Genomic DNA, 23913 nt, shown 5'->3' with positions numbered 1-23913 from the left:
GCGTGCGGCCCCTCGATCCTCGCCTCCTGCGCACCGCGGCCGCGGCCCGCACCTTCGTCGTCGCCGCAGCGGCGCTCTCGGTCCTCGCGACCGTATGCGTCGTGGTCCAGGCGTTCGCGATCGGGCACGCCGTCGCACCGGTCGCGCTCGACGGCGTCGACCTCGCCGCGGTCGCGACGCCCCTCGCCGCGCTCGTCGGCGCCGTCGTCCTGCGCGCCGCGCTGACCTGGTTCCGTGAGCGCCTCGGCGCGCAGGCCGCGGTCGACGTGGTCGCGCAGCTGCGGACCCGCCTGCTCGAGCACACCTCGCGGCTCCCCCACCGCTGGCGCACCCGGCACGGCGCCGAGGTCACCACGCTCGCCACGCGCGGACTCGACGACCTCGTCCCCTACGTGACCGGGTACCTGCCGCAGCTCCTCCTCACCGCGATCCTCACGCCGCTCACGCTGCTCGTCGTGCTGCGCCTGGACCTCGTCTCGGGACTCGTGGTGGCCGCGACGCTGCCGCTCATCCCGGTGTTCATGTGGCTGGTCGGTGTCACGACGCAGCGCTGGTCCGAGCAGCGCCTCGAGGCGCTGGCCGCGCAGGGCTCCCAGCTGCTCGACCTGCTCGCCGGCCTCACCACGCTGCGCGCACTCGGCCGCGAGGTCGGGCCCGGCGTGCGCGTGCGTCGCCTCGGCGAGGCGTACCGCACCACGACGATGCAGACCCTGCGGGTCGCGTTCCTGTCCAGCGCGGTGCTGGAGCTGCTGGCGTCGCTGTCCGTCGCGCTCGTCGCGGTCGAGATCGGGATGCGGCTCGTCTACGACCGGATCGACCTGGCCACCGGCCTCACGGTGCTCATCCTGGCGCCCGAGATCTACCAGCCGCTGCGCCAGGTCGGGGCCCAGTTCCACGCCTCCACCAACGGGCTCACCGCCGTGCAGCGCGTCTTCGCGGTGCTCGACGAGCCCCTGCCGGCCGACGGCGAGCGTGCCGTCCCCGCGTGGGACCGCCTCGTCGTCTCGGGGCTCGCCGTGGCGGCCGACGACCGCGGCTACCTCGCCCCCGCGGACCTGGACGCGGTCATCGAGCCGGGCCGGGTCACGGCGCTGGCGGGGGCGAGCGGTGCGGGCAAGACGACCACCGCGATGGCCCTGCTGCGCCTGCAGCCGCCGGATGCCGGCACGCTCGTCCTGGAGCACGACGGCGAACGCACCGACCTCGCCGACGTCGCCTCGGCCGCGTGGTGGGCCCAGGCGGCCTGGGTGCCGCAGCGCGTCGTGACGAGCGGCGGCACCGTGCGCAGCCACGCGCTCGGCGGCGCGTCGGGTCCCGACGCCGAGGCCCGCCTGGTTCAGGCGGCCGAGGCGACCGGCCTCGCGCACGTGGTCGCGGATCTGCCGCTGGGCTGGGCGACGCCGCTCGCGGCCGAGGCCGGCGGGCTGTCCTCGGGGCTGTCCGTCGGCCAGACGCACCGGCTCGAGCTCACCCGGGCGCTCGTACGCGGGGCGCGGCTCGTCGTGGCCGACGAGCCGACCGCGCACCTCGCGCCCGGGGACGAGCAGGAGGTGGTCGCCGCGCTGCGCGCCGTCGCGGACGCGGGCGCCGCGGTCGTCGTCGTCGCGCACCGACCGGGCACGCTCGCGGCGGCCGACGTCGTGGTCCAGGTCCGCTCGTCCGCGCCGGCGGAGGTGGCCGCGTGAGCGTCGTCGAGCCGGGCGCGCAGCTGCTGCCCGAGCCCGCCGGTTTGCCCCCCGCTGCGGCCGTCACGACCGGCGTGCGCGCGGACCTGCGGGCCCTGCGCCCGGTCCTCGCGATGCTCGGTCTGCGCCGCGCCGTGCTGGCGCGCGCCGTCGCGCTCGGCTCCCTCACGCTCGCCGCGTCCGTCGCGCTCTCGGGCACGGCCGCGTGGCTCATCGTGCGCGCGGCCCAGATGCCGCCCGTGATGTACCTCAACGTGGCCGCCGTGGGCGTGCGCACGTTCGGCATCCTGCGCGGCGTCTCGCGCTACCTCGAGCGCCTCGCGACGCACGACGCCGCGCTCGCCGGGGTCGCCGAGCTGCGCACCCAGCTGTACGAGCGGCTGTCCGCGGGGCGGACCGAGGAGCTCGCGCGGCTGCGGCGCGGCGACCTGCTGGCCCGCACCGGCGCCGACGTCGACGACGTAGGCGACGTGGTGATCCGCGCCCTCGTGCCGGCCGGCGTGAGCGTCGTGGTCGGCCTCGGCTCGGTGGTGCTCATCGCGTGCTTCTCGGTGCCGTCGGCGCTCGTCCTGCTCGCGTGCCTCGCCGTGACGGCCGTCGTGGTGCCCGCGCTCGCCGGCCGGGCCGACAGCCGCGCCGAGACGGTCCGAGTCGCGTCCCGCGCCGAGGTCGCCACCGCGACCGAGGCGCTCGTCTCCCGCGCAGCCGAGCTCGCCGTCGGGGGTGGTCGGCCCGACGCGCTCGCCGCGCTCGAGGCGGCGCACACCCAGGCGCGCGACGGCGAGCGCCTCGCCGCGCGCCCGCTCGCCTGGTCCGCGGCGACGGCCGTGCTCGCGGTCGGCGCGTCGGTGCTCGGCGCGCTGCTCGTCGCGGTGCCGGCCGTCGGTTCCGGGGCGCTGACCGCGACCGAGCTCGCCGTCGTCGTCCTCGTGCCGCTGGCTGCGTTCGAGGCGACCGCGCCGCTGCCGGCTGCGGCCGCCCAGCTGCGCCGGTCGGCGCAGGCCGCGCGGCGCATCTCGGCGCTGCTCGCGGCCACGGACAGCGCGGCGCGCCCCGGCGTCGTGCGCGACAGCGTCGCGCCGGACGGCGTCGCGCCGGACGCGGCGCCCGAGGCGCTCGACCCGCTCGCGACGACCCTGCAGCCGCCCGGCCTGCACGCGCGCGGCCTCGTGTGCGGCTGGCCCGGCGGCGAGGCGTGCACCGCCCCGCTGGACCTCGACCTCACGGGCGGATCGCTCGCCGTCGTGGGCCCGTCCGGAACCGGGAAGACGACGCTGCTGCTCACGCTGGCCGGCATGCTCGCGCCGGTCGGCGGCGCGGTGCGGGTGGACGGCGTGGACCCGCACGGGATGCGTGGGCCAGAGCGCGCCGCGCACGTCGCGCTCACCGCCGAGGACGCCCACGTGTTCGGCACGAGCGTGCTGGAGAACATCCGGGTGGCGCGTGGCGACGTGGCGCGCGAGGAGGCGCTCGAGCTGCTCGACGCCGTCGGCCTGCGCGCGTGGGTGGAGGCGCTGCCGGACGGGCTGGACACAGTCGTCGGGCCCGAGACGATCTCCGGCGGCGAGCGACGCCGGCTCCTCGTCGCGCGCGCGCTCGCGAGCCCCGCTCCCCTGCTCCTGCTCGACGAGCCAGCCGAGCACCTCCCGGACGACGTCGCGCAGGCGCTCGTGCGTGACCTGCTGGCGCTCGGCCGGCACGAGCGCAGCGTCGTCGTCGTGACGCACCACGTCGCGGCCGTCGAGGCGGCGGACGCCGTGGTGACGCTCGGGCACGCCGTGCCGGCGGGCGCGGCCGCGACCGGTGCCGCGCCCGGTGCCGCGTCGGCGGCGCCGGCGCCCGCCGCGAGCGAGGCATGATCGGGGCATGACGTCCCCGATCACCCCGGCTCTGCTCACCAAGGTCCTCGAGCTGGCGGGACAGCTCGACGCCGAGCGCGTGCTCGCCGAGCTCGTCGTCTCCGCCGCCGACCTCACCGGGGCGCGGTACGCCGCGATCGCCGAGCTCGACGCGTACGGCGAGACCACCACGTTCGTCCAGCAGGGCGTCACGCCGGAGGAGGAGCATGTGCTGGGCCACCCGCCGCGCGGCCACGGCGTGCTCGGCGCGCTCCCGCAGGAGGGCGTGCTCCTGCTCGAGGACCTCACCCGCCACCCCGCGTTCGGCGGGTTCCCGCCCGGCCACCCCCCGATGCACACGTTCCTCGGCGTGACGGTCGCCGCCGGGGAGATCTCGCTCGGGCGCCTCTACCTCGCCGAGAAGGCCGGCGGGTTCACCGCGCATGACGTCGAGACGGTCCAGCTGCTCGCCGCGGCGGCCGCCGTCGCGATCGACAACGCGCGCCTGTACGAGCAGGCGCAGGACCGCGAGCGCTGGCTCGCCGTCTCGCAGGAGATCACGACGGCGCTGCTGGAGGGCTCGGACGAGGAGGACGTGCTGCAGCTCGTGGCACGGCGCATCCGCGAGGTCGCCGACGCTGACACCGCGGCGATCGTGCTGCCCTCGGTCGACGACGAGTGGGTCACCGAGATCGTCGACGGCGCCCACATGGCCGAGATGATCGGCAACACGCTGCACGAGGACGGCCACGCGATCCGCAGCGTTCGCACGGCGCGAGGTTCGATCGTGGAGTCGATCAGCCGCGAGCCCGACCGGTTCATCGCGCCCGCGCGGGCGTTCGAGCGCGCCCTCTACGCGCCGCTGCTGTCCAGCGGCGCCGACGGTGACGGCCACGACGCCCTCGGCGTCCTCATCCTGTTCCGCCTCCCGGGGCGGCCCGCGTTCACCGAGGGCGACCTCGCCGTCGCGAACGATTTCGGGGCGCAGGCGGCGCTCGCGCTGCGCCTGGCCGCGGCCCGGCACGCGGAGGACGTGGCGTCGCTGCTCAACGAGCGCAACCGGATCGCGCGCGACCTGCACGACCTCGCGATCCAGCAGCTCTTCGCCACCGGGATGCGGCTCGAGCACGCCAAGTCGCTGCTCGCCGGCGACAACCCCGCGGAGGTCGGGGTGCGCACCGAGATCGACCAGGCGATCGACGGCGTCGAGGAGGGCGTGCGGCAGATCCGCGGCATCGTGCGCTCGCTGCGCGACCGCGACGAGCACCTGCCCGTCGTCGAGCGCCTCGTCCGCGAGGCGTCCCTGGCGCGCGCGAGCCTCGGCTTCGCGCCGTCCATGCTGCTCACGCTCGACGGCGAGCAGCTCGCCTCGCTCGACACGTCAGGCGACGTCGCGAGCGAGATCGACGCGCGCCTCGGCGACCGCCTCGGCGACGACCTCGTCGCGGTCGTGCGCGAAGGGCTGTCGAACGTGGCCCGGCACGCCGCGGCGACGAGCGCGCGCGTGGAGATCCGGGTCGACGCCCGCACGGTCTCCGTCACGGTGACCGACGACGGCCGCGGCGCCGACCCCGCCTCGGACCGGCGCAGCGGGCTGGGGAACCTCGCGTCGCGGGCGGCGGAGCACGACGGCGTGTCTCGCCTCGAGCCCGGGCCGGACGGCTGCGGGTCTCAGCTCACGTGGGAGGCGTGGATCGGCTGACCCGGGCGTCGCGCGGGGAACGCTGCCCTGCGCCGTAGTGCCCGCGGTTCGAGACTCAGCGGTTCGAGACTCAGCGCCAGGACGTGGAGTGCTGGCTCGCGACCCAGGCGATGACCTGCGTGCGACGGGACAGCCCGAGCTTGGCGAGCATCGACGTCACGTGGTTCTTCACGGTCTTCTCCGCGAGGCCGAGCTCGTCGGCGATGTCGCGGTTCGTCATCCCCTTGGCCACGAGATCGAGGACCTTCGACTCGCTCGCGGTGAGGTTCGCCGTCGGGTCCGGGTGGGCCTGGCGGCGGCGGGTGAGGGTGCGCTCGTCGAGCAGCACGCGGCCGGCCGCGACGGCGCGCACGGTGTCGACGATCTCCGAGCCACGCACGGTCTTGAGCACGTAGGCGCGGGCGCCGGCCTGGACCGCGGCGGCGAGGGCGTCGTCGTCGTCGAAGGAGGTCAGCACGATCGCCCGGGTGTCCGGCGAGCTCTGCGCGAGGGCGGTGATGACGTCGATGCCGGTGCCGTCCGGCAGCTGGAGGTCGACGAGCGCCACCTGCGGCTTGAGCAGTGCGCCACGGCGCTGGGCGTCGGCGACTGTGCCGGCCTCGGCGACGACGTCCAGGCCCTCGGCGGCGGCGACGACGTCGGCGATGCCACGACGGACGACCTCGTGGTCGTCCACGATCATGACGGTGGTGGGTGCGCTCACCCCTGCAGGGTATCGGCACCACCCCGCCGGAGGCGCGAGGCGAGCGGGCGCGCGAGCGCGTCGAACGCCGGCTTGCGGTCATGCGAGGGCGCCGAACGCTGGGTCGTGGTCACGACAATCCCCGCTGGTGACCGAAACTCAGCGCTCGACGCCCGCCGGTCGCCGGAACGCAGCATTCGAGGCGTGCAGACCTACGCCAGAGGCTCAGGCGGCGCGGGGCGCGCGCTGGCAGCGCGGGCACAGGTGCGAGGAACGGTTCATGAACGACAGCCGCACGATCGGCGTGCCGCAACGCGGGCACGGCCTGCCGTGTTGCCCATAGACCGCGAGCGAGCGGTCGAAGTAGCCCGACGCCCCGTTGACGTTGACGTAGAGCGCGTCGAACGAGGTTCCGCCCTGCGCCAGCGCCTGCGACATCACCTCGCGTCCGGCCTCCAGCACCTCCACGACGCGGGCCGTCGGCATCGAGGCGACCAGGCGCTCGGGGTGCACGCGGGCACGCCACAGCGCCTCGTCGGCGTAGATGTTGCCGACCCCGGAGACGGCGGTCTGGTCCAGCAGGACGCGCTTGATGCCCGATCGGCGACGGCGCAGCGATCGGGCGAGCACCCGGAGGTCGAGCGCGGGGTCCAGGAGGTCGCGGGCGATGTGGGCGACGGGCGCAGGCAGTGCGGGGTCGGGCGCTCCCAGGCCGCCCGGGCCGCCGTCCGCGGTCGGGATCAGGGGCTCGATAGCGACGTAGCCGAAGGTGCGCTGGTCCACGAAGTCGAGTGCGCCGTCGTCCGCGAACGTGAGGCGCACCCGCAGGTGAGGGTGGGCGACGCCCGCGGTGGCGTGTGCCGCGGCGGCGTCGCGGACGAGGAGCTGGCCGCTCATGCCGAGGTGCACGAGGAGCGCGGATGCTACGTCGAAGGCCGGGGTGGGCTGGCCGCCCGAGGCGGGCTCGCCGTCGGGCGCGGGCTGGGTGCTCGAGGTGCGCTGGCCGCCTGAGGCGGGCTCGCCGTCGAGCAGCAGCCAGGCGAACTTGCCGCGGCGCACGGCCGCGCTGGCGGTGCGACCGACGAGGCCCTCGGTCAGGGCGTCGGCCACGCCGGCGGTGCGGCGCACGGCGCGGGCGGAGAGAACGTCGACGGCGGCGATGCGGCGACCGAGCACGTGCGCGGCGAGTCCCGCGCGGACGGTCTCGACCTCGGGAAGCTCGGGCACGGTCAGCTGGCGGAGTGCAGGACGAGGGGGGCGCGCGGTCAGGCGCCGCTGCGCACCCGACGGCGGGCCTGGTTCGAGGCGCCGTTGACGGGCGCCTCCGCGGAAGCCGTCGACCCACCGCCGTTCGAGGAGGCACGAGCGGTCGGTGCGCCGTCGGCGGCGTCGGCCCCGGCGAGCGAGGCGAAGGCCTGCTGCGCGGCGACCTGCTCGGCGTGCTTCTTCGCCGTGCCGGTGCCCTGGCCGTGGACGATCCCGCCAAGGAGGACCTGCGCGGTGAAGACGCGCGCGTGGTCGGGCCCGGTGTGCTCGACCTGGTAGACGGGGACGCCGAGGCCGAGCTCCGCCGAGCGCTCCTGGAGGCTTGTCTTCCAGTCCAGGCCGGCGCCGGCGGAGGCCGCGACGGCGAGCGTCGGCTCGAGCAGTCGCAGCACCATCGCCTTCGTGCGCTCGAGGCCCGCGGAGAGGAAGGCGGCGCCGATGAGCGCCTCGAGGGCGTCGGACAGGATCGAGTCCTTGTCCGCGCCGCCCGAGGTCGTCTCACCGCGGCCCAGCAGGAGGTACTGCCCGATGTCGAGCGCGCGGGCGACCCCGGCGAGGGCGCGCTGCGACACGCACGCCGCCCGCATCTTGGCGAGGTCGCCCTCGGGGACGTCGGGGTGCGTGGCGAAGAGGTACTCGGTGACGATGACGCCGAGGACCGAGTCGCCGAGGAACTCCAGGCGCTCGTTCGTGGGGGTGCCGCCCGCCTCGTGGGCGAACGAGCGGTGCGTGAGCGCGAGCACGAGCAGCTCGGGGTCGATCTGCTCACCTAGCCCCGCCAGCAGCGCGTCAACGCTACCGACGGGGCGGGGGGTGCTCACGCTCATGACGCTCAGGCGTCCGTGCGGATGGCCTCGGCGTAGGTGCGCTCGTTGTAGGCGCCGCACGACGGGCACGCCTGGTGCGACAGGCGCGGGGCCTTGCACTTGGGGCAGGTGCTCAGGGTGGCGGGCGTCGCCTTCCACTGCGAACGGCGCGCACGGGTGTTGGCGCGCGACATCTTGCGCTTGGGAACAGCCACGGGTCTTCCTCTTCCTTCGTCGTGAAACCGCAGAGAAGTCTACGGCACGTCCTGCTGGTCGGGTGTGTCGGATGTCCGGGGCGCCTGGGGCGTCTCGGAGGTCTCGTCGTGCTCGTCGTCGCGGGTCAGCGCGTCGACCAGTGCCGCCCACCGGGCGTCGATCTTCTCGTGCCCGTGCTCGGTGCCCGCCTCGTTGAGGTCGGCGCCGCACTCGGGGCACAGACCCTTGCAGTCCGGGCGGCAGTACGGCTGGAACGGGAGGGCGAGCACGACGGCGTCGCGCACCGCCTGCTCGAGGTCGACGAAGTCTCCGGTGAGCTCGTGCACCTCGTCCGCCTCGTCGTCGTCCGGGTCGTGCTCGATCGCACCCGGGTAGGCGTAGAGCTCGGTGAAGTCGACGTCGATCCGGTCGGTGACCTCGCCCAGGCACCGCACGCACTCCCCCACGAGCGGGGCGCTGATCTCGGCCGAGGCGAGCACGCCCTCGACGATCGACTCGAGCCGGACGTCCAGCGTCACGGGAGCGCCCTCGGGTACGCCGATCACCTCGATGGCCAGGTCGGCGGGTGCCGGGACCTCGAGGGTGTACGTGCGCATCGTCCCGGGGCGACGGCTGAGGTCGTGGATCCCGATGACGAACGGTGAGCGCGTGTCCACGCGGATGCTCCAGTTCGTGCGAGGTGGGGGCGGCCGACGGACGGCCAGCGTTCTACCTTACCGTACGCGCGGCCGTCGGCCGGCGCGGGTCCAGGGGTGTCTGCCCGGGTGCTCGCCGGTGGCCCCTCGGTGGCCCCTCGGGTGCTCGTCGGGTCAGGAGGACTTGCGCCCCGCGAGGCGCGCTCGGCCGGCCAGGACCTGCTGCTTCACCGCGTCGAGGTCGGTCTCCAACTGGGCGAGCCGAGAGTCCGCGTAGTCGTCAGCGCCGGCCTCGAGCTCGGCGGCGCGCTGCTCGGCCCGCGCGACGATCTCGGCGGCTCGCGTGCGCGCTCCCTCCGTGAGCTCGTGCTCGTCGACGAGCTTCTCGGCACGCAGCCGCGCGTCGGCGACGATCGCCTCGGCCTCGGCGCGCGCCCGGGTGAGCACCTTCTCCGCCTCGGCCACCACCTGGTCGGCGGCGGCGACCTGGTCGGGGACGGCCTCGCGCGCCGCGGCGAGCAGGTCCAGCACCTCGGCCTTGTTCACCAGCACGGACGCGCTCATCGGCATGGCACGCGCGTGCTCGAGCAGCGTGGCCACGTCGTCGAGCAGCCCGAGCAGCGGGGCGGACCGGTCGTCCGACGCGGACTGCGCAGACGCGCGGGTGGCAGCGGGATCGGGGTCGTGGGTCACGGGTTCTCCTGGCGGGTGAGGGAGCGGAGTCGGGCGCGGACGAGATCGCCGACTCCCGGGGGAACGAGGTCGTCGACGGGGCCGCCGTAGCGGGCGACGTCGCGGACCATCGAGCTCGCGATGTGGGAGAGGTGGCCGGAGCCGACGAGGAACACGGTCTCGATGCCCGACAGGTGCCGGTTCATCGCGGCCATCGGCGCCTCGCCGTCGAAGTCGGCGCCGCCGCGCAGGCCCTTGACCACGGCGACCGCACCGACCTCGCGGCAGAAGTCGACGAGCAGACCGGGCATCTCGGCCACCCGCACCGTGGGCAGGTGGGCGACGGCGCCCGCGAAGGCGGTCACACGCTCCTCGGCGGTCAGCAGGGGCGCCTTCGCAGCGTTGCGTCCGACGGCGACGACCACCTCGTCGAACAGCGCCGCGGCGCGCGTGACGACGTCGACGTGCCCCAGGGTGACGGGGTCGAACGTGCCGGGGACGACGGCGGTGCGCACCCGTCCAGACTAGGCGCCGATGCGCAGCGACCGCGCGGGAGGCTCGCCGTCGGGCTCCGGCTAGCGTCGCGAGCGCTCGTCCTTGCCCTTGTCGCCGTTCACGACGATGCCGACGATCGGCACCGCGAGGAAGAACAACCAGGACCAGACCCAGCCACCGAACAGGAATCCGCACAGGAAGAACAGGATCGTCGCGACGATCGGGGTGATCGCGAGGATCTGCCCCTTGCTCAGCCCTCCCCCTGAACGGGCCGGCGGGACGGAGGCTGCGGGCACCCCGGCGGCGGGCGTCGGGGCGCCGTACGCGGGCGTGCCGTACGACGACGTGCCACCGGGCGCGTCACTGGCCGACAGCGGCGGGTCGAGCGGGTAGCCGATGCTCTCGTTGCGGTTCGCGCCGTGCTCGGGGTCGGAACCCGAGGGGTTCGCGGCGCTGGGGATAAGGGGGTCGGGTCGCGAAGCGTCCGGGGTGCTCATGGATCAGGACGGTATTCCTGCGGAAGCGCTCACGGAAGCACCTCGGGGACGTTGTCGGTTCGCTCGTCGATGGTGTCAGCGTCGATTTCCGCGGGGCCGCCCGGCGCCACGTGGTCCAGCAGGTGCAGCACGGTCTCGCCGTAGCGGCGATCCCGCCAGGCCTCCAGGCCCTCGGGCAGCGCGACCGGTTCGCTGCGCACGGAGCGTTCGAGCACCACGACGGCGTCGGCCGCGAGGTGAGGCACGAGCGCCGCGAGGACCGTGGCCACGCGCGAGGAGTCGACGTCGTAGGGCGGGTCGAGGAACGCGAGGGTCCAGCCGCCGTCCGGCACGGCTCCGACCGCACGTGACGCCCCGCCGGTCGCCCCGGCGTGCGCTCCGGTCGCTCCAGCGGTCGCTCCGGTCCCCCCGGCGAGGAACGTCTCCACCTTCGCCTGGTGCGTCCGGACGAGGCCTGTGAGCCCGAGCGACCTCGCGTTGGCCCGGCAGACGTCGGCGGCGCGACGGTCCGCCTCCACGAGGTCGACGTGAGCCGCGCCGCGGCTTGCCGCCTCGAGGCCGAGCGCTCCGGAGCCGGCGTACAGGTCCAGGACGCGTGCGCCGTCGAGCAGGCCGTCGTGATCGAGCGCCGTGAAGAGCGCCTCGCGCACCCGGTCCGTGGTCGGGCGCGTCCCCCGCGGCGGGACCGCGATGGTCCGTCCGCCGACGCTCCCCGCGATGATCCGTGCCACCCCGGCAGCCTAGTGACGCGGTCGCGCATCAGCCGATCGGACGCCGCAGCAGCGATCTCAGCGCCGAGGCGGCTGCTTCGCCTGCTGCTGCTCCGCCTGCGCCTGGGCGCGCGCCATCAGGCCGGTGGGCTGCCCCGGCTTCTGGACGCCGCGCACGTGCAGCGCGACGAGCACGAGGATCGCCGAGAGCACGACCTGGATCTGGACGAGCACCACGGCCGGCCCGACGACGAGGGCGACCGCCGCCGGCAGCACCGTGACGAGCGCGAGCGCGGGGCCGAGCGCGACGGCGGAGAACAGGTCGGGCGGGTAGGCGCCCTGCGGCGTGATGACGAGCGGCTTGGACCAGTCGGGCGTGCGCCGGTAGGCGGTGATGATCCCGGTGCCCGCGAGGCCGGGCGCGACGGCGAGCGCGAGCGCCAGCCAGCTGATCCCGAAGCCGCCCGCGAGCAGGACGGCAAGCACCCCGAGCACGACCGCGGCCCACACGGCCGCGACGATCGCCGCGAGCAGCACGCGCGCGCCGCGCGTCGCGCGGGCGGACATGCCGAGCACGCGGTCCAGGGCCGGCGCGTGCTCCCCCGCCCGGGCGCCCGCGCCGAGGGCGGTCGCGGTGAGCGAGCCGCCGACGACGAGCGTCAGCGCCGTGACGATCGGCGAGGCGCCCGCCGCGGCCACCGCGACGGGCAGCACCGTGGCCGCGAGGATGTTCGTGATCCGACCCGGGCTGCGGGCGAGCAGGAGCGCGTCGGCCGTCATCATCGCGGTCATCCGGCCGCGCGCCGTGACCAGAGACGAGCTGCGGCGGCGAACGTCGGCCCCGGCGTCGGTGAGCGCACGCCCGAGGGCACGCAGGTCCATCGTGAGGACCGCCGTCGTGGCCTCGCCGATCCGCGCACCGCGCGTGCGCAGGACCGCGCCAGGGATCGCCCCGACGCGCAGCAGCACGCCGACGAGCGCGACGACGGCGAGCACACCGGCCGGGATCGCCACGATCGCGGGGTGCAGCGCAGGCGCCGCAGGGTCCGTGAGGGCCAGGCCGAGCCAGGCGAGGACGGCGACCGCGGGCAGCGCGTCACCGAACCGCGCGACGAGGCGCGAGTGTCGCGCCTGGCGCACCGGGGAGGCGTTGCTCGTCTGCGCGAGGATCGTGGCGCCGACGAGCGCGACGCCGATGCCGACCCCGGCGAGCGCGAGCCACGGCAGCTCCGCCGGTTCGCCGACGAGGCCGATCAGCACGCCGACGAGGCCACCGACCCCGGCGCCGAGGCCGAGCCAGCCGAGGGCGGTGGGTCGCAGCAGCGAGGCGCGGTCGGCCGGCGTGGGCAGCCACCACAGCGCGCCGGCGGATCCGACCGCCACCGGTCCGAGTCGCACGAGCAGGGCCAGGGTGGGTCCCACGACGGCGAGCGCCGCCACGAGCACGAGCCACACCGGGTCGACGAGTGCCGCGTGCTGACTGGTCGCGTCCGTGTTGATGCCGCCGCCGAGCAGGCGGGCCCCCTGCACCGCGACCACGATCGCGATCGCGGCCGTGAACACGTAGGTGTAGAGGTCGCCGAAGATCTTGTACCAGGGCGCGCCGCCGTGGCCCTTGCGGGCGCGACGGGTGAGGGCGCGCAGGCCGGCGCCGCTGGGGACGTCGGACCCCACGGGGTGGGTCGAGGGTGCGACGCCCGCGAGGTCGTCGGGCGCGTCGGGGCTGTCGGGGGCGTCGGGGCTCACAGCGCCTCGATGAACGCGAGCGCCTGCGCGGGCTTGGTCGAGCGCACCGAGGACTCGGTGAGAAGCAGCGCGTGCGACGCCGCGCCGACGAGCGCCGGGTCGTGCGTGGCCATCACGACCGTCACGCCCGCCGCACGCTCGGCGCGCAGCCGGGTCACGAGCCGGTCTCGCATGCCCGCGTCGAGGCGCTGCTCCGGCTCGTCGAGCACGAGCAGCTTGCGTGGGCGCACGAACGCCGCCGCGAGCAGCATGCGTCGCCGCTGACCGGAGGACAGCGCCGCCGGCATCGCGCGCTGCCGCTCGCCCAGGCCGAACTCGTCGACGAGCTCGGTGACGAGGTCGCTCGCCTTCGCGACGCCGTGGCCGCGCGCGAGCAGCAGGAGGTGCTCGCGGACCGTGAGCGCAGGGAACGCGGCGTCCTCGTCCATGACGGTGGCGACGGCGGAGCGGAACTCCGCCTCGCGCTCGTCGACCTCGCGCCCGAACACCTCGACCTTGCCGCCCAGCGGCGCCAGCAGGCCCACGACAGCACGCAGGAACGTCGACTTCCCGCTTCCGTTCGCACCGACGACGGCGAGCCCCGCCCCCGGCGGGACGGAGACGTCGATCGGGGGACAGACGGCGGTCGCGGCGCTCTCGCCGTAGCCGACGAGCAGGCCCTGGGAGCGCAGTGCGGGGGTCGAAGCCACGACGACGAGCGTAGGACCCGCGCGGCGGCGGTCTTGCGCCCGTTGGTCCTGGCAAGCCGGTGGTCCGGGCTGCCCCGCGGGTCGCAGGGTGGTGAGTCGCGACTCACCTCTCGCCGGGTCGGTCGCGAGCCGGTGGTCCGGGCTGCCCCGCGGGTCGCAGGCCCGGGTGGTGAGTCGCGACTCACCTCTCGCCGGGTCGGTCGCGAGACGCTGGCGGAGGGTCAACCGCGCTCGAGGAACTCCTCGCGATCACCCTCGAGCGTGCGCTCGATCGCGGCGGCCAGGTCGGGGTGCTCCGCAAAGGTCGGGTCCTGCGCGACGAGCGCGCGCGCCGCGTCCCGGGCCGCCACGATGACCTTCTCGTCGGTGACCACGCGCAGCAGCCGCAGCGTGCTGCCGCGCCCGTGCTGCGCGGCGCCGAGGACGTCGCCCTCGCGTCGCTGCACGAGGTCGGCCTCGGCCAGCGCGAACCCGTCCCGCGTCCCCGCGAAGGTGAGCAGCCGCTCGAGCGACGGGCTCGGCGCCTCGTTCCGGCCCGGGAACGGCAGCGGACAGACCGCGAAGCACACGCCCGGGAGCGCGCCGCGACCGATCCGACCGCGCAGCTGGTGCAGCTGGGACAGGCCGAACCGGTCGGCGTCGAGCACGACCATGACGCTCGCCTCGGCCACGTCGACGCCGACCTCGACCACGGTGGTGGAGACCAGGACCGGGGTCTCGCCCGACGCGAACGCGGCCATCGCGGACTCCTTCTCCTCCGCGGCCAGGCGTCCGTGCAGCGCCCCGATCGGCACGCCGGCGAGCGCCGGGAGGGTCCGCAGCCGCTCGACCACCGCCTCGACCGAGGCGAGTTCGCGGACCGGGCCGTGCTCGCCGTCGTCCGCGTGTCCGGAGACGGCGGGGATGGCCGACGGCGAACCCGCGGCGCCGACAGGAGCGGCGAGGGCGGCGGCGTCGTCCGGGTCGGGGTCGACGGCGGTGAAGTCCTCCCCGGCCTCGCCGGCCGACGCGCTGATCCGCGGGCAGACGACGTAGGCGCGTCGGCCCTGCGCGACCTCCTCCGCGACGCGCTGCCACATCCGGTCGGTCCAGCGCTCGTTGTGCTCGGGCACGACGAAGGTCTCGACCGCGGCGCGGCCGGCGGGAACGTCGCGCAGCGTGGAGACCTCGAGGTCGCCGAAGATCGTCATCGCCACGGTGCGCGGGATCGGCGTCGCCGTCATGACGAGGAGGTGCGGCGCGGTGCGGCCCTTGGCGCGCAGCGCGTCGCGCTGCTCGACGCCGAATCGGTGCTGCTCGTCGACGACGACGAGCCCGAGGTCGGCGAACTGGACGTGCTCCTGGAGCAGCGCATGTGTGCCGATCACGATCCCGGCGCTGCCACCCGCCGCCTCCGCGAGGGCCTTGCGCCGCTGACCCGCGGACATCGAGCCGGTGAGGAGGACGACGCGGGTGGCGTCGTCCGCGCCGCCGAGCATCCCGCCCTCGGCGAGCGGCCCGAGCATCGCGCGGATCGACCGCTCGTGCTGCGCGGCGAGCACCTCGGTGGGGGCGAGCAGCGCCGCCTGGCCGCCGGCGTCGACGACCTGGAGCATCGCCCGCAGCGCGACCAGCGTCTTGCCGGAGCCGACCTCGCCCTGGAGCAGGCGGTGCATGGGCACCGTGCCGGCCAGCTCGGCCGAGATCACGCCGCCGACGTCGAGCTGCCCGGCCGTGAGCACGAACGGCAGGCTCGCGTCGAACGCGTCGAGGAGGCCCTGCATCCGGGTGGGCCGGGCGGTCGCGGGGTCCGCCGCCGCCTCGGCCCGGCGCCGCGCCATCGCGGCCTGCAGCACGAACGCCTCCTCGAACCGCAGCGCGTCCTGCGCGGCGAGGAAGTCGCGGAACGTCTCGGGCTCGTGCAGCGCGCGCAGCGCCGTGGCGTGGCCGAGCAGGCCCTCGGACATCCGCACCTCGAACGGCACCGGGTCGGGCAGGTCCTCGTCCCGCAGCCGGTCGAGCTGGCCGCGCAGCGTGGCGCCGATGCGCTCCGACGTGAGCCCACGGGTCTGGCCGTAGAGCAGCCGCGGGCGCTGGGCCTGCGCCTCGATCTCGGCGTCGGACAGCCCGGAGTCCACGACGTCGATGCGCGGGTGCACGATCTGCAGACGCCCGTTGTTCATGCCGACCTTGCCGTCCACCGTGACCCGCCGGCCGACCGGGAGCCGCTGCTCGAGGTAGGCGACGCGGCCCTGGTGCGGGGCGAAGTAGACGAGCGGGAGGCGACGCGTGCCGTCGGTCACCTCGATGGTCACGACGGCGCCGCGACCGGCCCGCCGCTGCCTCGAGGTGAGCGAGGCGATCTCGACGATGACCATGACGTGCCGGCCCACCTCGACCTTCGACAGGTCGGTGAGCTCGCCGGGGTCGACGGCGCGGCGCGGGTAGTGCTCGAGCAGGTCGCGCACCGTGACGAGGCCGAGGCGGGCGAACTTCTTGGCCTGGCTGTCACCGAGGGCGAGCCGCAGGCTACGGTCCAGGGGCGCGCGACGGACGACTCCGCCGGTTCGCTCGCCGGTCTCGTCCGCAGCCACCCCACGAGCGTAGGACGCCGGTGCGACAGGGCGCTGCGGTGCGGTGGCTGGGTGTGGACGGCTGTGCACGACGGGTCCGACGAACGTGCGGGCCGTCGGCGCGGACGGGTCGGACGGGTCGGACGGGTCCGGCGGCGGTTCGCGCGCGGCGTCCCGCCGATTCGATCCGCGTGGCCTCCCGGTGTATGCTGCTGCGGTTGCGTTGACCCGGATCGTTGCGCTGTGCCCTCGTGGTGCTGGCCGAAACCAGGGACGCTGTCAGGATTCGCCACCCGATCGGGTGGCTCACGATGAGGAGAACGACCGTGGCTTCGACCTGCGACGTGTGCGCGAAGCACCCGAGCTTCGGCAAGAGCGTCTCGCACTCGCACGTGCGGACCTCGCGCCGTTGGAACCCGAACATCCAGAAGGTGCGCACCGTGGTCAACGGCACCCCGACGCGCCTCAACGTCTGCACCTCCTGCCTCAAGGCGGGCAAGGTGACGCGCGCTCTCTGAGCCGCCTCCAGCCGGACTCGCGAAGGCCGCTGACCCGCCCGGGTCGGCGGCCTTCGTCGCGCTCGGACCCGCGGGTGTTCTCAGCCCTGCCGGGCGCGCCGCGAGCGCCACGCGACGAGCGCCACGACCGGCGCGACGAGCAACGCCACCACCACGAGCAGGCCGCCGATCACCGGCAGCGCCGAGGACTCCCCCGGGTCGCGGGCCATCGCCGTCGAGGCCTCGGCGAGCGTCACCGGGCCGGGGCCGTCGAGCACGAACCGGGCCCCGGGTGAGAACGCGCTGACGCCGGCGTCGTCGACGAGGAAGTCCCAGCCGGTGTAGCTGACGAGCGCGACGTCGTCGCCCAGCCCCACGACCTCGGCCGCGAGGCTCGGATCGTGCTGGAGCCCCGCGAGCACGACGGCGTCGTCCTCTCGCACGAACGTCGCGACCGCCGCGGGGTAGGTCCCGACGAGGACCGGTGCCTCCCACTCCGGGAGCGCCTCGAGCACGTCGCCCGAGACGTCGCCGGCGAGGAACGCGTCCGACCACGTGTGCACGGTGCGCGGCTCGCCGAGCGCGGACGGCACGTAGGAGTCGGCGCGCGCCTGCGCGACCACGGCGTCGAGCACGCCCGGACCGGCGATCTCGGCGCGGACGTCGTCGGGGACTGGCTGCGGTGCCACCACCCGACCAGGGTACGTGCGGGGCCTTAGTGGGGCGCGAGCCGGGCTGCCGAGCCCCGCCCTCAGTACCCGAAGTGGTCCCAGCCGAACGACCCGACCCAGGGCTCGCCGTCGAGCGTCACGCCCTTGCCCGACCCGACCCGGCCGACCGGACGGAACGACGCGGGCAGCGCGCCGGGCGGGAAGGTCGCCAGGAGTGCGTGGTCCTCCCCGCCGGTGAGCACCCACGCAAGCGGGTCGACGCCGAGCGACTCGGCGGCCTCCGCGAGCAGCTCGACGTCGGGGGCGAGCGCTCCCACGTCGAGGTCGAGCGCCACACCGCTCGCCGTGGCGATGCGGCCCGCGTCGCGCAGCAGCCCGTCGCTCACGTCGAGCATGGCCGTCGCGCCCGCGTGGGCGGCCTCGACGCCGGCCGTGAGCGGCGGGTCCGGGCGGCGGTAGGTCCTGGTGAGGAGGTCCGTGCCGGGAGGGGGGACCACGCCGTCGTGCTCGTGCGCGGTGAGGAGCGCGAGGCCGGCGGCCGAGCGGCCGAGCGTGCCTGCGACGGCGACCACGTCGCCCACCCGCGCGCCGGAGCGCAGGACCGGAGGGCGGCCGTCGAGCTCGCCGAACGCCGTGACGGCCACGCAGATCGCCGGGCCGCCGGAGAGGTCGCCGCCGATCACGCCGACCCCGTGCGGCGCGCACGCCGCCGCGAGGCCCCGCGCGAGGTCCGTGACCCAGGCGGCGGGGGTGTCGCCCGGCATCGCGAGCGCGACGACGAGGCCGGTGGGCTCCGCGCCCATGGCCGCGACGTCGGCGAGGTTCTGCATCGCCGCGCGCCAGCCCACGTCCTCCCCCGTGCTCCAGGCGGTGCGGAAGTGCCGGTCCTCGACGAGCACGTCGGTTGTCACGACGAGGTCGCCGGCGACGCCGAGCACCGCCGCGTCGTCGCCCGGGCCGAGGCGCGTGGCCCGGCCGGCGGGCAGGAGCGGGACGAAGGAGGCGAGCAGGTCGGTCTCGGAGAGGTCGCGCACGAGCACGGGGCCATCCTGCCGCCTCCGCGTGCGGGGGCGCGCCCGGGCGCGGCTACCGTGGACGGGTGCTCGCGCGTCCGCTCTCGCCTCGTTCCGTCGGCGTCCGTCCACGGGGTCGCGCGCGGCTCGGCACGCTTCGCCCCTCGGCGGCGGTCCTCGCGCTCGGGCTCACGACGGCGACGCTCGCCTCGTGCTCGTCGGCGGCGGTCCTCGAGCCCGCACCCTCGGCGTCGGACCCCGTCTGCGCCCAGGTGCTGCAGGCGCTGCCGGGCGAGCTCGGCGGGGCGACGCAGCGCGAGACGACGTCGCAGGCCTCGGCCGCGTGGGGCGACCCGCCGATCACGCTGCGCTGCGGGGTCACGCCGCTCGGGCCGACGACGGACCGGTGCTGGGCGGTCACCGGTCCTGGCGACACGTCGGTGGACTGGGTGGTCAAGGAGTACGACGACGTCGTGGACCCCACCGACCCGGACGCCGCCCAGCAGCAGGCCGAGATCGGCAACGGTCGGTTCGTGTTCACCACGTACGGGCGCGTGCCCGCCATCGAGGTCGTCGTTCCGGTCGAGTACGCCGGCACGGACGCGACGGCGATCCTCATCGACCTCGGCTCGGCCGTCTCCCGGACGGACGCCCAGCGGTCCTGCTACTGACGGCGCGCCGCTCCGGGTGGCGAGTCGACTGCCTGGCCGCTGGCTCGCCGTCGGGCGCTGCGTGCCGGGCGAGCTCGGCCAACGTCACCGCCTCGTCGAGGGCGCCCCAAGGGGGCGTCACGACCCCGTCGCGAGGCGGTATACCCCACGCTGACCAGCGCGAATGCGTGACCTTGGTCCTAACCGCGACGACGAAACACGCTCGTAACATCGCAGGCAACGGCCTCACGAGGGCCGGCCAGGCGCACATCTCAGGAGTCCCACGATGACCACGAACGACGTCCACCACGAGGCAGTCGCCCTGCTGCACGAGGCGCTGGAGGAGTACCTCCCGTACGCGCGCGTGCGGCGCAGCGAGCTCGACAACGCGACGTGGGAGATGCTGCTGCACGAGGCGCGCGCGGTCGTCGCCCGCACCGCCTGAGCCGGGTGAGCCGCGCGCCTCGCGCGGTGCGCACCTGCGAGGCGCGCCGAACGCCGGACGGACGCTGCGCCGTCGTGCGCGCTCAGCGCAGCCCGACGGGACGCTCGAGCGCGAGCTCCAGGAGCTCGGTGATGAGCTCGGGGTAGGTGAGCCCCTCGTGCTGCCACAGCTGCGGGAACATCGAGAACGGCGTGAAGCCGGGCATCGTGTTCACCTCGTTGACGATCGGACCGGAGCCGGCGAGGAACAGGTCCACGCGTGCGAGGCCCTCGCAGCCGAGGGCGTCGAAGGCGTCCGCGGCGAGCGCGCGGGCGGCCGCCTCGTCCTCGTCCGAGACGACGGCCGGGATGCGCAGCGAGGTGGAGGACGTGTCGATGTACTTCGCCTCGAAGTCGTAGAACGCCCGGTCGCCGCCGACGACGATCTCGCCGGGCGCCGTCGTGCGCGGTCGGTCCGTGCCGCGGCCCTGCAGGACGGCGACCTCGATCTCGCGGCCGTCGATCGCGGCCTCGACGAGGACCTTGGGGTCGTGCCGGCGCGCGTCCTCGATCGCGGCGACGAGGGCGTCCTCGCCGTCGGCGAGCACGACGCGACTCACGCCCATGCTCGAACCGGCGCGCGAGGGCTTGACGAAGACCACGTCGCCGAGCGAGGGGATCGGGTCGAGGCAGAGCGCGCGATCGCGCTCCCAGCCCGCGCGCGTGATGACGGTGTAGGGGCCGACCGGCAGGCCGGCGCCGGCGAGCAGCACCTTCATCGCGTGCTTGTCCATGCCGGCGGCCGAGGCGAGGACGCCCGAGCCGACGTAGGGCAGGCCGAGCAGCTCGAGCAGGCCCTGCAGGGTGCCGTCCTCGCCGAAGGGGCCGTGCAGGAGCGGAAGCACGACGTCGACGCCGTTCAGCACGCGCGCGCCCTCCGAGGCGGGGCTGACGAGGACGCGGCCGGTCCTCGGGCCGAACGGAAGGACGACCTCGGGGTGGCCGGCGCGGACCTCGGGCAGCCGCGCGCCGTCGAGGCGGAGGGGCTCGGGGTCGTCGGGAAGCAGGAGCCAGGACCCGTCGCGGGCGATGCCGATCGGCACGACGTCGAAGCGGGAGCGGTCGATCGCGGAGAGCACGCCGGCCGCCGTCGAGCACGAGATGGCGTGCTCGCTGGAGCGTCCGCCGAAGATGATCGCCACCCTGATCCTGGTCACCTCGCGAGACTACGGGCCGCCGACGCGACGCCGTCGGACCGGCACGCGTAGGGTCGGCCCACGTGAGCCAGCACTCCCCCGCCTCCCCCGCCTCCCCCGCGCCCCACGCGGCCCCCGCGTCCCCCGCGTCCCCCGCCTCCCACGTCGACTCGTCCTTTCGGCCCGCCACCACGGTGGTCGCCGCGGGCCGCCCCGCACGCGAGCCCGGCGCGGCGGTGAACCCGTCGATCGTCTACTCGAGCACGTACGTCGGCGACGAGACGCCCGCGCCCGGCCAGCTCGTCTACAGCCGGATCGGCACCGACGCGTGGGTGCCGTTCGAGGAGGCGCTCGCCGCGCTCGAGCGGGCCGACCAGCCGGGACTGCTCTTCGGGTCCGGGATGGCCGCGATCACCGCGGCGCTCGACCTCGTGGGGCCGGGTGCGGCCCTCGTCGTGCCGCGGCACGCCTACCACGCGGCGCTGGTCGCGGCCCGAGTGCTGGTGGAGCGGTGCGGCGTGCGCCTGCGCAGCGTCGACATCGCGGACACCGACGCCGTGGCCGCCGCGACGCGCGGCGAGGGCTGGGACGCCGACGGTGGCGGTCCGGCCGCCGTCGTGTGGCTCGAGACTCCGACCAACCCGATGCTCGAGATCGCCGACATCGCGGCCGTCTCCCGGGTGGCGCACTCGGTGGGCGGCATCGTCGTGGTGGACAACACCTTCGCGACTCCGCTGCTGCAGCGCCCGCTCGAGCTCGGCGCCGACGTGGTGGTGCACTCGGTCACGAAGTACCTCGCGGGGCACTCCGACGTCACGCTCGGCGCCGCGGTCACCTCCGATCCCGATCTGTACGCCTCCCTGCGGCGTCGGCGCACCTTCGGCGGCGCGATCGCCGGGCCGATGGACGCATGGCTCGCGCTGCGTGGGCTGCGGACGCTGGCGCTGCGGGTCGAGCGCGCGCAGGAGAACGCACTCGAGCTCGCCCGGCGGCTCGTCGACCACCCGGCGGTGCTCGCCGTCGCGCACCCCGGACTGCCCGACCACCCGCAGCACGCGCTCGCAGGTGAGCAGATGGACGGGTACGGCGCGATCCTCACGCTGTGCCCGCGGGGTGGCGCGGCCGCGGCGGCGCGACTGACCGGCGCGGTGCGGCTGTGGCTGCCCGCGACGTCGCTCGGCGGCGTGGAGTCGATGATCGAGCGGCGGCGGCGCTGGCCCGACGAGGCGCGGAGCGTTCCGGAGGAGCTGCTGCGGGTGAGCGTCGGGATCGAGCACCTCGAGGATCTGTGGGCGGACCTCGACCAGGCGCTGCGCGTGAGCCAGGAGAGGTAGGCGGGCGGGGCGTTCGTCCCGGGCGGGGCGTTCGTCCCGGGCGGGGCGTTCGTCCCGGGCGGGGCGTTCGTCCCGGCCCGGGCGTTCGTCCCGGGCGGGGCGTTCGTCCCGGCCCGGGCGTTCGTCCAGGGCGGGGCGTTCGTCCCGGGCGGGTCCCGACTCCGTGTAGCCGTGCATCGTCAGCGTGCACGACGGCGGTGCTCGCCTCACCCTGAGGCGCGCCTCGGTCGGCACGCATGACGGCGATGCACGCCTCCCTCTGATTCACGACCCCTCTTTCACTGTGCACGACGGCGGTGCCCGCCTCTCCCAGCTCGGCATGCACGACTGCGGTGCTCGCCTCCCGAAGATGCTCGCCTCGTTCGGCGGGGAGACGACGACGCTCGAGTCTTCATCGCGCGCCGGCGTGGCCTGCACGTCGGCAAACTTCGCCTCTCCGATGCCCGCCTGATCGGGCACGCACGCCCGCGACGCTCGAGTCTCCGTCGCGCACACCGACGCCGGGCGCACGACGGCGGTGCCCGCCTCCCCGAGTCCGCCACCCTTCATGTGGGCGCGTCTTTCGACCTCACGGTTCTCCTTCATGCGTGTCGGTGGCTGGACCTAGCCCTGCGACATGCGTTCGATGAGGCGGGTGGGACCGGATTCACGAACCGTTGGTTCGATCCCGCACACGCGCGGACCTGGGGCAGCGGGACGACGCGACCCGGCGGTCTCGCGGCGATGGGACGCGTCGCCTCGGCACCGGGCGCTCCGCGTGGGTCGCTCACCCGGACCGGGTCGTTCGGCCGCACCGGTTTGGCCCCCTGGATGCGTTGTCGGTGGTCGGGTCTTAGCGTGTGGTACGCGAGTTCGACGTGGACGTCGGGCCAGGTGAGAGGGGGTGGCGAGGTGGCTGCGGAACCGGTCGCGGAACGGGGCATGGCGCATCGCGCGGGCGCGAAGGCACCAGCCACCCTTGCGCCCGCCCAGCGCCGGCGTGGCCGCGCGCCGGTCGGCTCGCCGCGGGTTCTGGATGCAGCGTTGCCGGAGCCGACGCCTCTCGTGCGTGCCCCGGCCCGGGCGGGCTCCGCGGGCGCGGGTTCGGTCGTCGCCGCGGGGTCTGGAGACGCTCTCCTCACCGCTGCCGGCGCTGCCGGCGCTGCCGGCGCTGGGGGCGCGCTGGGTGAGCTGGCAGGCGCGGTGGATGTGGTGCGTGAGGCGGTCGCGACGCTGGCCGCCGTGGTGCGCGGTGTGCAGGCAGACCCGCCGACCGGCGTGGGCGGTGGGAGTGTTCTGACGGGCGCGGTGAAGGACCTGGACACCGCGTGCTCGGTGCTCGGGGTTGCGCGGGCGGGTGTGCTGGGGGTGGTGCGGGAGTCGGGGCGGTTCGCGCAGCCGGGTGCGGGTCGGGAGGACTTCACCCGGTGGCGCACTACGACCTCGGGCCAGTCACGGGGCACTACCCGGGCTGAGGAGCACCTCACGAGCGTGCTGACGGATCTGCCTCAGGTGCGCGAGGAACGGCAGCGACGCCTGTGCGAACGGCGGCGGCGCGAACGCAGAGCGCGGCGGCGAGTACGCCGACGGCGGCGGTGGGGACGCAGAGCGCGGCACGGGCTGTGGCGACAGCCGTGGGGTGACGACATGCGCGCCCACCGGAGGCTCGGCCACTGGCGCGACCACCGGAGCCTCGGCAACTGGCGCGGCCGCCGGAGCCTCGGCCACTGGCGCGGCCGCCGGAGTGTCGGCCGCCGGTGTGGCGCAGGGTGGGGGTCGGTGGGGGGCGGCGTTCCGCCGCTCCGGACTCGCGGCCGAGCCGCCGTTGGCGCAGCTGCTCGACGGGACCCTGATCCGGTTCACGGCCCTGGAGGTCGGGCCCTACCCCCGGATGTTGGACACGGGGTGTGATTACGCGGCGGTCGGCAGCGTAGCGGCCCGGCGGGCCTCGTAGGTGGA

The 23913-nt window shown here is 75.3% G+C and carries 22 protein-coding genes; 7 read left to right on the top strand and 15 right to left on the bottom strand.

The window, feature by feature from the left end:
• The first annotated feature begins 2 nt into the window (after positions 1 to 2).
• The 3 genes from cydD to FH969_RS08450 are packed head-to-tail and all read left to right on the top strand — an operon-like array spanning position 3 to position 5225.
• Entirely contained in the window at positions 3 to 1685 is a 1683-nt protein-coding gene (gene cydD, locus FH969_RS08460) for a thiol reductant ABC exporter subunit CydD (protein ID WP_139986927.1), read from the top strand.
• Positions 1682 to 3544: a thiol reductant ABC exporter subunit CydC gene (gene cydC / locus FH969_RS08455; RefSeq protein WP_246071798.1), complete on the top strand. Its 1863-nt coding sequence runs from the start codon at positions 1682 to 1684 to the stop codon at positions 3542 to 3544. Before cydD ends, cydC begins: the two co-directional genes overlap by 4 nt.
• 7 nt (positions 3545 to 3551) lie before the next feature.
• Entirely contained in the window at positions 3552 to 5225 is a 1674-nt protein-coding gene (locus FH969_RS08450; RefSeq protein ID WP_139986925.1) for a sensor histidine kinase, read from the top strand.
• A gap of 70 nt (positions 5226 to 5295) precedes the next feature.
• Here FH969_RS08450 and FH969_RS08445 read toward each other — a convergent pair whose 3' ends face one another.
• The 12 genes from FH969_RS08445 to FH969_RS08390 all read right to left on the bottom strand — a co-directional run bounded on the left by FH969_RS08445 (position 5296) and on the right by FH969_RS08390 (position 16212).
• Positions 5296 to 5907, bottom strand: coding sequence for a response regulator (locus tag FH969_RS08445; protein WP_108719940.1), 612 nt, complete (start codon positions 5905 to 5907; stop codon positions 5296 to 5298).
• A gap of 225 nt (positions 5908 to 6132) precedes the next feature.
• Positions 6133 to 7134, bottom strand: a complete 1002-nt coding sequence (gene mutM, locus FH969_RS08440) for a bifunctional DNA-formamidopyrimidine glycosylase/DNA-(apurinic or apyrimidinic site) lyase (RefSeq protein ID WP_139986923.1) — start codon at positions 7132 to 7134, stop codon at positions 6133 to 6135.
• Between the two features lie 38 nt (positions 7135 to 7172).
• Positions 7173 to 8000, bottom strand: a complete 828-nt coding sequence (gene rnc / locus FH969_RS08435; protein ID WP_108717785.1) for a ribonuclease III — start codon at positions 7998 to 8000, stop codon at positions 7173 to 7175.
• A 5-nt stretch (positions 8001 to 8005) separates the two neighbouring features.
• Positions 8006 to 8194, bottom strand: coding sequence for a 50S ribosomal protein L32 (gene rpmF / locus FH969_RS08430; RefSeq protein ID WP_108717786.1), 189 nt, complete (start codon positions 8192 to 8194; stop codon positions 8006 to 8008).
• A 39-nt stretch (positions 8195 to 8233) separates the two neighbouring features.
• Positions 8234 to 8851, bottom strand: coding sequence for a YceD family protein (locus FH969_RS08425; protein ID WP_246071795.1), 618 nt, complete (start codon positions 8849 to 8851; stop codon positions 8234 to 8236).
• 153 nt (positions 8852 to 9004) lie between these two features.
• A complete protein-coding gene (locus tag FH969_RS08420) occupies positions 9005 to 9523 on the bottom strand; it encodes a hypothetical protein (protein WP_234417715.1) in 519 nt (172 codons plus the stop codon).
• Positions 9520 to 10017, bottom strand: a complete 498-nt coding sequence (gene coaD, locus FH969_RS08415; protein WP_108717787.1) for a pantetheine-phosphate adenylyltransferase — start codon at positions 10015 to 10017, stop codon at positions 9520 to 9522. The genes FH969_RS08420 and coaD overlap by 4 nt, the downstream gene beginning before the upstream one ends.
• Before the next feature lie 60 nt (positions 10018 to 10077).
• Positions 10078 to 10494, bottom strand: coding sequence for a hypothetical protein (locus FH969_RS08410; protein WP_139986921.1), 417 nt, complete (start codon positions 10492 to 10494; stop codon positions 10078 to 10080).
• Positions 10495 to 10523: 29 nt separating this feature from the next.
• Positions 10524 to 11225, bottom strand: a complete 702-nt coding sequence (locus tag FH969_RS08405; RefSeq protein WP_139986919.1) for an RsmD family RNA methyltransferase — start codon at positions 11223 to 11225, stop codon at positions 10524 to 10526.
• Between the two features lie 57 nt (positions 11226 to 11282).
• Entirely contained in the window at positions 11283 to 12950 is a 1668-nt protein-coding gene (locus FH969_RS08400) for a DUF6297 family protein (RefSeq protein ID WP_139986917.1), read from the bottom strand.
• Positions 12947 to 13639: an ABC transporter ATP-binding protein gene (locus FH969_RS08395; RefSeq protein WP_108717791.1), complete on the bottom strand. Its 693-nt coding sequence runs from the start codon at positions 13637 to 13639 to the stop codon at positions 12947 to 12949. Before FH969_RS08395 ends, FH969_RS08400 begins: the two co-directional genes overlap by 4 nt.
• A gap of 221 nt (positions 13640 to 13860) precedes the next feature.
• On the bottom strand, positions 13861 to 16212 hold the full coding sequence (locus tag FH969_RS08390; RefSeq protein WP_246071793.1) for an ATP-dependent DNA helicase RecG: 2352 nt from the start codon (positions 16210 to 16212) through the stop codon (positions 13861 to 13863).
• 305 nt (positions 16213 to 16517) lie between these two features.
• On the opposite strand from FH969_RS08390, the gene rpmB reads away from it, so the two are divergent.
• Positions 16518 to 16709, top strand: coding sequence for a 50S ribosomal protein L28 (gene rpmB, locus FH969_RS08385; RefSeq protein WP_108717793.1), 192 nt, complete (start codon positions 16518 to 16520; stop codon positions 16707 to 16709).
• A gap of 80 nt (positions 16710 to 16789) precedes the next feature.
• On the opposite strand, the gene FH969_RS08380 is transcribed toward rpmB, so the two are convergent.
• Both FH969_RS08380 and FH969_RS08375 read right to left on the bottom strand, forming a co-directional pair.
• Positions 16790 to 17380 (bottom strand): hypothetical protein, encoded by a 591-nt coding sequence (locus tag FH969_RS08380; protein ID WP_139986915.1) that lies wholly within the window; start codon positions 17378 to 17380, stop codon positions 16790 to 16792.
• Between the two features lie 59 nt (positions 17381 to 17439).
• On the bottom strand, positions 17440 to 18399 hold the full coding sequence (locus FH969_RS08375; protein WP_139986913.1) for a thiamine-phosphate kinase: 960 nt from the start codon (positions 18397 to 18399) through the stop codon (positions 17440 to 17442).
• 59 nt (positions 18400 to 18458) lie between these two features.
• Between FH969_RS08375 and FH969_RS08370 the strand changes: the two genes are divergently transcribed.
• Both FH969_RS08370 and FH969_RS15240 read left to right on the top strand, forming a co-directional pair.
• The gene (locus FH969_RS08370) at positions 18459 to 19043 is read left to right on the top strand and encodes a DUF3515 family protein (RefSeq protein WP_108717796.1); all 585 of its coding nucleotides are present in this window, start codon (positions 18459 to 18461) and stop codon (positions 19041 to 19043) included.
• A 265-nt stretch (positions 19044 to 19308) separates the two neighbouring features.
• Positions 19309 to 19467: a hypothetical protein gene (locus tag FH969_RS15240; protein WP_180359725.1), complete on the top strand. Its 159-nt coding sequence runs from the start codon at positions 19309 to 19311 to the stop codon at positions 19465 to 19467.
• 82 nt (positions 19468 to 19549) lie between these two features.
• On the opposite strand, the gene FH969_RS08365 is transcribed toward FH969_RS15240, so the two are convergent.
• Positions 19550 to 20662 (bottom strand): D-alanine--D-alanine ligase family protein, encoded by a 1113-nt coding sequence (locus tag FH969_RS08365; protein WP_246071792.1) that lies wholly within the window; start codon positions 20660 to 20662, stop codon positions 19550 to 19552.
• 62 nt (positions 20663 to 20724) lie between these two features.
• Here FH969_RS08365 and FH969_RS08360 point away from each other — a divergent pair, with 62 nt between their 5' ends.
• Entirely contained in the window at positions 20725 to 21975 is a 1251-nt protein-coding gene (locus FH969_RS08360; protein ID WP_139986911.1) for a trans-sulfuration enzyme family protein, read from the top strand.
• Positions 21976 to 23913 lie beyond the last annotated feature (1938 nt).

It is taken from the genome of Miniimonas arenae (genome assembly GCF_006351005.1).
GTDB classification, from domain to species: Bacteria; Actinomycetota; Actinomycetes; order Actinomycetales; family Beutenbergiaceae; genus Miniimonas; species Miniimonas arenae.
Note: the sequence above shows the minus strand (reverse complement) of the source record. Positions and strands in the feature narration are given on the sequence as shown.